This is a genomic window from Streptomyces sp. CB03238, assembly GCF_002099185.1.
In the GTDB taxonomy this organism is placed as follows: domain Bacteria; phylum Actinomycetota; class Actinomycetes; order Streptomycetales; family Streptomycetaceae; genus Streptomyces.
Map to the genome: position 1 here is coordinate 200,887 of NZ_NBCN01000013.1, position 10,506 is coordinate 211,392.

9 protein-coding genes are annotated in these 10,506 nt (G+C 71.9%); 4 read left to right on the forward strand and 5 right to left on the reverse strand.

What is annotated here, in order from left to right; translation table 11 throughout:
• Positions 1-270 precede the first annotated feature (270 nt).
• Positions 271-1,494: an ATP-binding protein gene (locus BKD26_RS24700; RefSeq protein WP_084902134.1), complete on the reverse strand. Its 1,224-nt coding sequence runs from the start codon at positions 1,492-1,494 to the stop codon at positions 271-273.
• Positions 1,495-1,497: 3 nt separating this feature from the next.
• Positions 1,498-2,151, reverse strand: coding sequence for a response regulator transcription factor (locus tag BKD26_RS24705; RefSeq protein WP_084902137.1), 654 nt, complete (start codon positions 2,149-2,151; stop codon positions 1,498-1,500).
• Between the two features lie 338 nt (positions 2,152-2,489).
• Between BKD26_RS24705 and BKD26_RS40475 the strand changes: the two genes are divergently transcribed.
• Entirely contained in the window at positions 2,490-2,660 is a 171-nt protein-coding gene (locus BKD26_RS40475; RefSeq protein WP_179166677.1) for a hypothetical protein, read from the forward strand.
• A 230-nt stretch (positions 2,661-2,890) separates the two neighbouring features.
• On the opposite strand, the gene BKD26_RS24710 is transcribed toward BKD26_RS40475, so the two are convergent.
• On the reverse strand, positions 2,891-3,700 hold the full coding sequence (locus BKD26_RS24710; RefSeq protein ID WP_084902139.1) for an inositol monophosphatase family protein: 810 nt from the start codon (positions 3,698-3,700) through the stop codon (positions 2,891-2,893).
• A gap of 9 nt (positions 3,701-3,709) precedes the next feature.
• The gene (locus BKD26_RS24715; protein ID WP_241518811.1) at positions 3,710-4,873 is read right to left on the reverse strand and encodes a ferrochelatase; all 1,164 of its coding nucleotides are present in this window, start codon (positions 4,871-4,873) and stop codon (positions 3,710-3,712) included.
• 150 nt (positions 4,874-5,023) lie between these two features.
• On the opposite strand from BKD26_RS24715, the gene BKD26_RS24720 reads away from it, so the two are divergent.
• Both BKD26_RS24720 and BKD26_RS24725 read left to right on the forward strand, forming a co-directional pair.
• Positions 5,024-6,286 carry an MFS transporter gene (locus tag BKD26_RS24720; protein ID WP_084902142.1) on the forward strand — a complete coding sequence of 421 codons (1,263 nt, stop codon included), beginning with the start codon at positions 5,024-5,026 and terminating at the stop codon, positions 6,284-6,286.
• Positions 6,234-7,565, forward strand: a complete 1,332-nt coding sequence (locus tag BKD26_RS24725) for a D-arabinono-1,4-lactone oxidase (RefSeq protein WP_084902145.1) — start codon at positions 6,234-6,236, stop codon at positions 7,563-7,565. The genes BKD26_RS24720 and BKD26_RS24725 overlap by 53 nt, the downstream gene beginning before the upstream one ends.
• A gap of 19 nt (positions 7,566-7,584) precedes the next feature.
• On the opposite strand, the gene BKD26_RS39295 is transcribed toward BKD26_RS24725, so the two are convergent.
• Entirely contained in the window at positions 7,585-8,403 is an 819-nt protein-coding gene (locus BKD26_RS39295) for a hypothetical protein (RefSeq protein ID WP_241518812.1), read from the reverse strand.
• Between the two features lie 500 nt (positions 8,404-8,903).
• Here BKD26_RS39295 and sepH point away from each other — a divergent pair, with 500 nt between their 5' ends.
• Positions 8,904-9,944 carry a septation protein SepH gene (gene sepH, locus BKD26_RS24735; protein ID WP_084902149.1) on the forward strand — a complete coding sequence of 347 codons (1,041 nt, stop codon included), beginning with the start codon at positions 8,904-8,906 and terminating at the stop codon, positions 9,942-9,944.
• Positions 9,945-10,506: the final 562 nt, after the last annotated feature.

Sequence of the window (10,506 nt, forward strand, 5' to 3'; positions counted from 1 at the left end):
CAACCGGACCCCTCGAGAGTGATCGGGTTTGGATGGCGAACGGGACCGTACACGGTCCAGAGGCCGCGCCCAGCAGGCGCCACCCCGTGTACTTCCCGTAATCCCACCCCCTGGAAACCCGGACTTTTCCTGGTTTTCCGGGGGAATTCTTGATCACGGAGAGTAGATGGCCGGAAAAGGTCTCTTGTGATCGATCACACACGGAACTCCCGGGAACAGGTCACGAAAATTCCGCGCAAAGCGAACACCATTGACAGCTCGACCGGCGTGTCACAACGGAAGCGTGACACGCATGACGAGGCCGCCGCCCTCACGGGGCTCCGCGATGATACGGCCCCCGTGGGCCCGCGCGACCGAGCGGGCGATCGACAGACCCAGTCCGACGCCCTTGTCGCTGCCGGTGCGCTCCTGCCGCAGCCGCCGGAACGGCTCGAAGAGGTTGTCGATCTCGTACGCCGGAACCACCGGCCCCGTGTTCGACACCACCAGCACCGCCTGACCCGCCTGCGTCTCGGTGGTGACGTCCACCCAGCCCCCGTCCACGTTGTAGCGAACGGCGTTCTGCACCAGGTTCAGGGCGATCCGCTCCAGCAGGACGCCATTGCCCTGCACGACGGCGGGGGCCCGCTCGCCACGGATCTCCACGCCCTTCGCCTCGGCCTCGGCCCGGGTCTGGTCGATGGCCCGTGAGGCGACCTCGGCGAGATCCACCGGCTTGCGCTCCACGATCTCGTTGTCGCTGCGGGCCAGCAGCAGCAGGCCCTCCACCAGCTGCTCGCTGCGCTCATTGGTGGCCAGCAGCGTCCTGCCCAGCTGCTGGAGCTCGACGGGCGCTCCAGGGTCCGAGAGGTGCACCTCCAGCAGTGTGCGGTTGATCGCCAGCGGCGTACGCAGCTCGTGCGAGGCGTTGGCGACGAACCGCTGCTGGGCGGTGAAGGCCCGCTCCAGCCGGTCCAGCATGTCGTCGAAGGTGTCCGCGAGCTCCTTGAGCTCGTCGTCCGGGCCGTCCAGCTCGATCCGGCGGGAGAGGTCCGTGCCGGCCACGTTGCGGGCGGTACGGGTGATCCGGCCCAGCGGGGACAGGACCCGGCCCGCCATCGCGTAACCGAAGGCGAAGGCGATGACGCTCAGGCCCAGCAGCGCGAACAGCGACCGGCGCAGCAGGTCGTCCAGGGCGTGCTGGCGCTGTTCGTTGACGCAGGCGTTCATCGCCCGGTTGAACTCGTCGGGCGCCGCCCGCTCCGGGAAGTTGCAGACGTTGCTCGTCACCTGGCCGTCCACGATCTTGAACGGCAGCTCGCTGCCGATGTGGAGGGCCTGGGCGGCCAGCAGGTAGATGATCGACAGCAGCAGGATGCCGGCGATCAGGAACATCCCGCCGTACAGCAGCGTGAGCCGTATGCGGATCGTCGGGCGCAGCCAGGGGCGCACGGGCTCCCTGGGGTCCCAGGTCGGCTTCGGGGGCGCCTGTGGTGGCGCGGGCGTGGCGGCCACGGGTCAGATCCGGTAGCCGGAGCCCGGCACGGTGACGATCACCGGCGGTTCGCCGAGCTTGCGGCGCAGGGTCATCACGGTGACGCGTACGACGTTGGTGAACGGGTCGGTGTTCTCGTCCCAGGCCTTCTCCAGCAGCTGCTCGGCCGAGACGACGGCGCCCTCGCTGCGCATCAGGACCTCCAGGACGGCGAACTCCTTGGGCGCCAGCTGGATCTCCTTGCCGTCCCGGAAGACCTCGCGGCGGTTGGGGTCGAGCTTGATCCCGGCCCGTTCGAGGACGGGCGGCAGCGGGACCGTCGTACGCCGGCCCAGCGCCCGCACGCGGGCGGTGAGCTCGCTGAAGGCGAAGGGCTTGGGCAGGTAGTCGTCGGCGCCGATCTCCAGGCCCTCCACGCGGTCGCTGACATCGCCGGAGGCGGTGAGCATCAGGACGCGGGTCGGCATGCCCAGGTCGACGACCTTGCGGCAGACGTCGTCCCCGTGGACGAGCGGCAGGTCGCGGTCGAGGACGACCACGTCGTAGTCGTTGACCCCGATGCGCTCCAGAGCGGCCGCCCCGTCGTACACGACGTCGACGGCCATGGCCTCCCGGCGCAGTCCGGTGGCCACCGCATCGGCGAGCAATTGCTCGTCCTCGACGACGAGTACGCGCACGGCGTTGTTCCTTCCTCCGAGCCCGGTTCCGGGCAGGTCTTTCGCACTGACTGTGCGTATCCATCCTGCCCCTTACGCGCGTAAACCGGCGGTAAGGCGACCTGGGGCCACCGGCGGCCACCAATGGGAGTCCCGTGAGGCGATACGGGAATCAACCGAATTCACGGACGAGTTGAGGTTTCCGTGAGGAAGCCTCTGGGGAGGACGACTGCACACCCGAGATCACGCCCCGTATGTGGCGCGCCACAAACCGCTCTGCCTCCAGATGTGCAGTGCGTGATCGACCGACAACCCTCGGCACACCCCCGTGCCACCGACCCATGACGAGGGGGCGCACGATGGACGCTTTCACCGCAGGACTGCTGCAGCGCATAAGGGCCACGGAGACCGACCTCACACGGGCTCGCGAGACGGGAGACGACTTCCTGGCCGACGTCGAGCAGGCGGAGCTCGACGACCTGCACCGCCTCGCGGCGGAACACGGCGTGGAGATCACCGCGAACGCCTGACCTGAACGGCGCGCGGGCCCCGGTCTTCCTGCAGATCCCTGCGGGAGGCCGCGGGCCCTTCGTGTGTCGGGCCCGGCACCGGTCGTCCCCCGGCGCGGACGCCGTGCGGCCCGTACGGGACCGGAGTCAGGCCGAGGGCGGAGGGCCGGACACGCCCGGGCCCGGGATGCCTGGTCCCGGGGACGGTGTGCCCGGGCGGGGCCGGCCCCGTTCCCCCGGGGTCCTGCCGGTCAGTCGTGCCAGGCGCCGAAGTCCTCCAGAAGGGCCTGGAGCGGTTCGAAGACCCCGGCCGGCGCCGCCACGGTCAGGTCGCGCGACGGCGGCGTGCCGGGGCGGCCGCCCGTAAGCGCGCCGGCCTCACGGGCGATCAGGGCGCCGGCCGCCATGTCCCAGGGGCTGAGCCCGCGCTCGTAGTACCCGTCCAGGCGGCCCGCGGCGACGTCGCAGAGGTCGACCGCGGCGGAGCCGCTGCGGCGGATGTCGCGCAGCCTGGGGATCAGGCGCTGCGCCACGTCCGCCTGGTGGGCGCGGACCTCGGCCACGTAGTTGAAGCCGGTGGAGACCAGGGCCTGGTCCAGCGGCGGGGCGGGGCGGCAGCGGATGGGCCGGTCGTTCATGAACGCGCCGCCGCCCAGCACCGCGCGGAACGTCTCACCGCGCATCGGGGCCTCGACGACCCCGACGACGGCCTCGCCGTCCCGCTCGGCGGCGATCGACACGGCCCACGTCGGCAGGCCGTACAGGTAGTTGACCGTGCCGTCCAGCGGGTCGACAACCCAGCGGACACCGCTGACGCCCTCCGTGGCGGCCCCCTCCTCGCCGAGGAGACCGTCGTCGGGGCGGTGCTCGGCGAGGAAGGCGGTGATCAGCTTCTCGGCGGCGATGTCCATCTCGGTGACGATGTCGATGGGGCTCGACTTGGTGGACTGGACGCCGAGGTCGGCCGGGCGGCCGTCGCGCAGCAGCGCACCGGCCCGGCGCCCTGCCTCCAGGGCCAGTTCCAGGAGTTCGGTCAGGAGCGGGTCACGCGGGTCGGTCACAGCGTCTCCTTACGCGTACGGGCTGTCGGCGCCGGCCGCCGCGGGCCGCTCGGTGCGGGCCGGGCAGCAGCCGATCGGGCACAGGTCGTGCGACGCGCCGAGGGCGCCGAGGGCGCAGCGCTCCACCACTGTCCCCCGCTCGGCCGCCGCGCGCTCGAGGACCAGGTCGCGGACGGCGGCCGCGAAGCGCGGGTCGTCGCCCACGGTGGCCGACCTGCGCACCGGCAGGCCCAGCTCGGCGGCCTTGGCGGTGGCCTCCGTGTCCAGGTCGTACAGGACCTCCATGTGGTCCGAGACGAACCCGATGGGGACCATCACGACGGCCGGGGCCCCGGCGCCGTGCAGGGCCTCCAGGTGGTCGCAGATGTCCGGCTCCAGCCACGGGATGTGCGGGGCGCCGCTGCGGGACTGGTAGACGAGCTCCCAGGGGTGCTCGAGGCCCGTCTGGTCCCGTACGGCATCCGCGATGAGCCGGGCGACGTCCAGGTGTTGCCTGACGTACGCGCCGCCCTCGCCGTGCTCCTCGACCGGGCCGGAGGTGTCGGCGGCGGAGGTCGGGATGGAGTGCGTGGTGAAGGCGAGGTGGGCGCCCGCGCGGACGGACTCGTCGAGCTCGGCCAGCGACTTCAGGACGCCGTCGACCATGGGCCGGACGAACCCGGGGTGGTTGAAGTAGTGCCGCAGCTTGTCGACCCGGGGCCGCGGCAGCCCCTCCGCCTCCAGCGTGGCGAGGGCGTCGGCCAGGTTCTCCCGGTACTGGCGGCAGCCGGAGTACGAGGCGTACGCGCTGGTGGCGAGGACCGCGATATGGCGGTGGCCGTCGGCGACCACCTCACGCAGCGTGTCCGTGAGGTACGGCGCCCAGTTCCGGTTTCCCCAGTACACGGGCAGGTCCAGGCCCGCGTCCGCGAAGTCCTTGCGCAGGGCGGCGAGCAGCGCGCGGTTCTGGTCGTTGATCGGGCTGACGCCGCCGAAGAGGAAGTAGTGCTGCCCGACTTCCTTGAGGCGTTCCTTGGGGATGCCCCGGCCTCGGGTCACGTTCTCCAGGAACGGGACCACGTCGTCGGGGCCCTCCGGGCCGCCGAAGGAGAGCAGCAGCAGGGCGTCGTACGGGGCGGGATCGCGCTGATCGGACGCGGGGTCGGACACGGGATCGGCCATGGCATCGGACATGGGATCGATCCTGCCACCCGGGTCCGACAGCCGGAAAACCGCCGTGCACTGTCACCCGTTCGGACGTAACCTGTGAAGGCTGCCCATACGCCTTACGTGCCGTCACGGTTCACGCCTGTACGTTTCACGCCTTACCGGCCGGAGTGCCCCTTGCCCAGTCCCTACCGCGCGATCTTCTCCGCCCCCGGCACCGTCGGGTTCTCCGCCGCAGGCTTCTTCGGCCGGATGCCACTGGCCATGATGGGCATCGGCATCGTCACGATGATCTCCCAGCTCACCGGCCGCTACGGGCTTGCGGGCGCGCTCTCCGCGACGCTCGCCGTCTCCGCCGCCGTCCTCGGTCCGCAGGTCTCCCGCCTCGTCGACCGGTACGGCCAGCGACGGGTACTGCGCCCGGCCACGCTGATCACGGTCGTGGCTGTGGCGGGCCTGCTGATATGCGCGCAGCAGGGATGGCCGGAGTGGACGCTGTTCGTCTTCTCGGCCGCCGCCGGCTGTGTGCCGAGCATCGGTGCGATGACCCGCGCCCGCTGGGCGACGATCTACCAGGGGTCGCCGCGCGAGCTGCACACCGCGTACTCCTTCGAGTCGATCATCGACGAGGTGTGCTTCATCTTCGGCCCGATCGTCTCGATCGGGCTGTCGACCGTCTGGTTCCCGGAGGCGGGCCCGCTGCTGGCGGCGATCTTCCTGGCGGTCGGTGTGTGGTGGCTGACCGCGCAGCGGGCCACCGAGCCGAAGCCGCACCCGATCGAGCAGCACACCGGCGGCTCGGCGCTGCGCTCCCCCGGCCTTCAGGTGCTGGTGGCCGCGTTCGTCGCCACCGGCGCGATCTTCGGCGCGGTGGACGTGGTGACGGTGGCGTTCGCCGAGGAGGAGGGCCACAAGGCCGCGGCCAGCCTGGTGCTGGCGGTGTACGCGCTCGGCTCGTGCCTGGCGGGTGCGGTCTTCGGGCTGCTGCACCTCAAGGGCGAGCCGTCCCGCAGGTGGGTTCTGGGGGTCTGCGCGATGGCCGTGAGTATGATCCCCCTCCAACTGGCCGGGAACCTGCCGTTCCTGGCCGTGGCGCTCTTTGTCGCGGGCCTTGCCATCGCGCCGACGATGGTGACGACCATGGCCCTCGTCGAGGCCCACGTACCGCGCACCAAACTGACCGAGGGCATGTCCTGGACGGGTACCGGGCTCGCGGTCGGCGTGGCGCTCGGCTCCTCGGCCGCCGGCTGGGTGGTCGACGCGCACGGGGCGGCCGCGGGGTACGCGGTGCCCGGCATCGCGGGAGTGCTCGCGGCCGTGGTGGCGTTCCTGGGGTACCGCCGGCTGCGCAGCAAGCCGGTGCCGACGCGGGAGGGGCAGGGGCAGCGTGAGCAGCGCGAGCAGGACCCGGAAGAGCCGGAGCAGCAGCACGTGGCGTAACTGGGCGGGCAACGTGGCCGCCAGGCCCGTACGGGAGGCCCGTCCCGCCTCGGTCCAGGAGCTGGCGGACACGGTGCGCGGCGCCGCCGAGGAGGGCCTGCGGGTCAAGACGGTCGGTACGGGTCACTCGTTCACGTCCATCGCCGCCACCGACGGCGTGCTGATCCGCCCGGACCTGCTGACCGGCATCCGGCGGATCGACCGCCGCGAGCTGACCGTGACGGTGGAATCCGGCACCCCCCTGAAGCGGCTGAACGCGGCTCTCGCGCGGGAGGGCCTTTCGCTCACGAACATGGGCGACATCATGGAGCAGACCGTCGCGGGCGCCACCAGCACCGGTACGCACGGCACCGGCCGTGACTCGGCGTCCATCGCCGCGCAGATCAGGGAACTGGAACTGGTCACGGCGGACGGGCGGGTGCTGACCTGCTCGGAGAAGGAGAACCCGGAGGTCTTCGCGGCCGCCCGGATCGGGCTGGGTGCGCTGGGGGTCGTCTCGGCCATCACCTTCGCCGTGGAGCCGATCTTTCTGCTCACCGCGCGTGAGGAGCCGATGACCTTCGACCGGGTGACCTCGGAGTTCGACGCGCTGCACGCGGAGAACGAGCACTTCGAGTTCTACTGGTTCCCGCACACCGGCAACTGCAGCACCAAGCGCAACAACCGCAGCGCGGGCCCGGCCGCCCCGCCCGGGCGGATCAGCGGCTGGATCGAGGACGAGTTCCTCTCCAACGGGCTCTTCCAGGTGGTGAACTCGATCGGCCGGGCGGTGCCGGCGTCCGTCCCCGCGATCGCCAAGGTCTCCAGCCGTGCCCTGTCCGCGCGTACGTACACGGACATTCCCTACAAGGTCTTCACAAGCCCGCGCCGGGTGCGGTTCCTGGAGATGGAATACGCGCTTCCGAGGGAGGCCGCCGTCGCCGCGCTGCGCGAGCTGAAGGCGATGGTCGACCGGTCGCCGCTGCGCGTCAGCTTCCCGGTGGAGGTCCGGACGGCGCCCGCGGACGACATCACGCTCTCGACGGCGTCGGGCCGGGACAGCGCGTACATCGCGGTGCACATGTACAAGGGCACGCCGTACCGGTCGTACTTCACGGCGGCCGAGCGGATCATGACGGCGCACGGCGGGCGGCCGCACTGGGGCAAGCTGCACACGCGGGACGCCGCGTACTTCGCGGAGGTCTATCCGCGGTTCGGCGAGTTCACCGCGCTGCGTGACCGCCTGGACCCGGAGCGGGTGTTCGGCAACGACTACCTGCGGCGGGTGCTGGGCGTCTGACCGCCCGCCCCGTCTCGGCTCACTCGGCCGGAGCGTCGTCCGGGGACGGTGTCGGAGTGGGGGTCGGGGTCGGGGTCGGCGTGGGGGTCGGCGTTGGCGTGGGAGTGGGGGTCGGTACCGGCGTGGGGCTAGTGGGGGCGGGCGTGGGCGTCGGGGTACCGGCGGTTCCGTCCTGTCCGGTCCCTGGGGCGCTCGGTGTCGGCGTCCGCTCCGGCCGGTGCTGCCGCTGGTCCGGGTGGGCGGGGGGTGGGGTGGACGGCCGGGGCGCGGAGTCGCCGCCGCGTACGACCGTGCTGATGGTCGTCCCCTTGCCGCCGCTGAAGTCCTGACCGGATATCAGCTCGTACACGGTGATGCCCGCCATGGCCACGCCGAAGACCAGCGCCGCCGCGATCGCCGAACGCTTCCAGCCGCGGACGCGGGTGCCGTACGTCGTGGCCCCGCCGAACTCGCCAGCGTCGCCGTCGGCGCCGCCGTCGGCGCCGCTGCCGGGGCCGCTGTCAGCGCCGGCCGGCGGGTGGGCGGGTGCGGACAGGCGGACACCTTGCGGCGCCTGACGGGCCTTCGGACGGGCCGCCGCCTGCACCGTGACCCCGCGTACCCGCTCCCCCGTGCTCCTGAACAGGTGCTGGAAGACCGATCCGCCGCAGGTGGCGATGACGCTGATCACACCCGCCCCGAGGACCGTGCCGTACACGCCCATCTTGGAGGCCAGTTTGGCGGCCACGACAGCCGCGACCGCGCTGCCCGCCACCTGGGCAGCGTTCAGGTCGAGCCGCTTCCGCTTCTCCGGCGCCTTCCTCTCTACCCCGTTTATACCGGTATTACGCGTGTGCACCTTGTCATCCATTTCCGTCCTCGGTTCACCCATCCGTCCTAGCATGCAAGGAGAAGGGGCCTTTGAGCGAAGCGAAAAGTTCCATTTCTGCGGATTCCGTGAAGAACACCACGCGTGACGACCGGTCAGGGGGACTCAACTGCCGTACGGGGGGAGAACTTCGGCGGCGCGCCGGTCCACCCAGGTGGCCCGAATGGAGTACTGTGGCGAGCCCTGGGCCCCGATCCCTTTCGGGTGTCCGGGACCAACGGGAGGGGGCCGAAAGCGGCACTCGTTCCGGCGGCGCCGCAGCACCGCACGGCCACCTGCTGCACAGAGTGACCACACCGGTCACCCTGCGTGGCAAATAGGTAACCGTGCCATAACGGCGTTCCAGGGCCCATGCCCGACACGCCGGGCAACTCGGCAAGGTTGTGGCAGGCTGCACCCGGGCAGGCCACACTCGACTAGCGGAAGCAGCGACGCAGGTGACGTCGGCAGGCACCACCCGGGAGGTCCCCATGCCCGAACTGCGTGTCGTGGCCGTCTCCAACGACGGCACACGACTGGTGCTGAAGGCTGCTGACAACACGGAGTACACGCTTCCGATCGACGAACGGCTGCGCGCCGCCGTACGCAACGATCGTGCCCGCCTCGGCCAGATCGAGATCGAGGTGGAGAGCCATCTCCGGCCCCGTGACATCCAGGCGCGTATACGCGCGGGTGCCTCCGCCGAAGAGGTCGCCCAGCTCGCCGGCATCCCCGTCGAGCGCGTACGCCGCTTCGAGGGCCCCGTCCTCGCGGAACGCGCCTTCATGGCCGAGCGGGCCCGGAAGACCCCCGTACGCCGGCCCGGCGAGAACACCGGGCCGCAGCTGGGCGAGGCGGTGCAGGAGCGGCTGGTGCTGCGCGGCGCGGACAAGGACACGGTCGTGTGGGACTCCTGGCGCCGCGACGACGGCACGTGGGAGGTCCTGCTGGTCTACCGCGTCGCGGGTGAGGTGCACTCGGCGAGCTGGACCTACGACCCGCCCCGCAGGCTGGTCCAGGCCGTGGACGACGAGGCGCGCGCGCTGATCGGCGAGACCGACGACGCGGTGGCCGTCCAGGAGCCGAGCTTCCCGTTCGTCCCGCGCATCGCACGCCTCCCACGCGACCGGCCGCTGGACCGTGCCCTGGACCGGCAGATCGAGCGCCCGGCACCCGTCCCGGCGCCGGAGCCGGAGGAGCCCGAGCGCGACTCGCTGACCAGCCTGTTGGAGGCGGTACCGAGCTTCCGCGGCGACATGGTCGTCCCCGAGCGCCCGGCGGCCGAACCCCCGGCGCCCGAACCCGCCCAGGAACCGGACGCGGAGGAACCCCCGGCCCCGGCGGCTTCGGCGGGCGCCGGCTCGGCGTACGCGGACGTGCTGATGCCGCGCGCGGTGAGCGGTCACCGCGACCGCCTGACGGGCACCACCGACCGCCAGGCCGAAGCGGACGGCGTCCGCCCCGGCCGCCGGGCGGCGGTCCCGAGCTGGGACGAGATCGTCTTCGGCACGCGCCGCAAGAAGCAGGAGTAGCGACCGGGCCGGGTGCGTCGCCTTCGCCACCCGGCTGCGCGGCGGCCGCGGTGTGGGCGGCCGCGTGGGGGCCGTCTTGAGGTCCGCGGGGCGCGGTTGCGCGCGTCCAGTGGCGGCGAACCGTAGGCCCGTGCGGGCGGGCTCCCCTGGTGGGCCCCGCGGGGCTTCGGGCCTGTCCCCGCGGGCCGAGGTTTGTACGGTACGTACGGGCTTCGGACCTGCCCATAGGGCCGGGCTTTGGGCGGCCCGTGCGGGCCGCGCCTTGCACGTGTTCCGTGCAGGCTTCGGACCCGCCCATAGGGCGGGCCTCAGGTGGCCCGTGCGGGTCGGTCCTTGGCCTGTCCGTGCGGTCCGAAAAGACTGGCACCGTACGTGCGGGCTTCGGGCCTGCCCATAGGGGCGGGCCTCAGGTGGCACGCGTAGGGACGGGCCTCCGGGGCGCCCGCCCGGCAGGGGGCCTGCGAGGCGGGCGTCACGGCCAGGGGCTGGAACGGAGCCGGTGCCGGGGGGCTAGCTGTTCTGTCTCGGGAGGTTGTGGACGGGTGAGCCAGGTCTCGGCTGA

Coding starts and splice junctions, on each gene's coding strand:
- BKD26_RS40475 (WP_179166677.1), top strand. CDS start 2,490: ATGGACGCTTTCACCGCAGGACTGCTGCAGCGCATAAGGGCCACGGAG.
- BKD26_RS24715 (WP_241518811.1), bottom strand. CDS start 4,873: ATGTCCGATGCCATGGCCGATCCCGTGTCCGACCCCGCGTCCGATCAG.
- sepH (WP_084902149.1), top strand. CDS start 8,904: ATGCCCGAACTGCGTGTCGTGGCCGTCTCCAACGACGGCACACGACTG.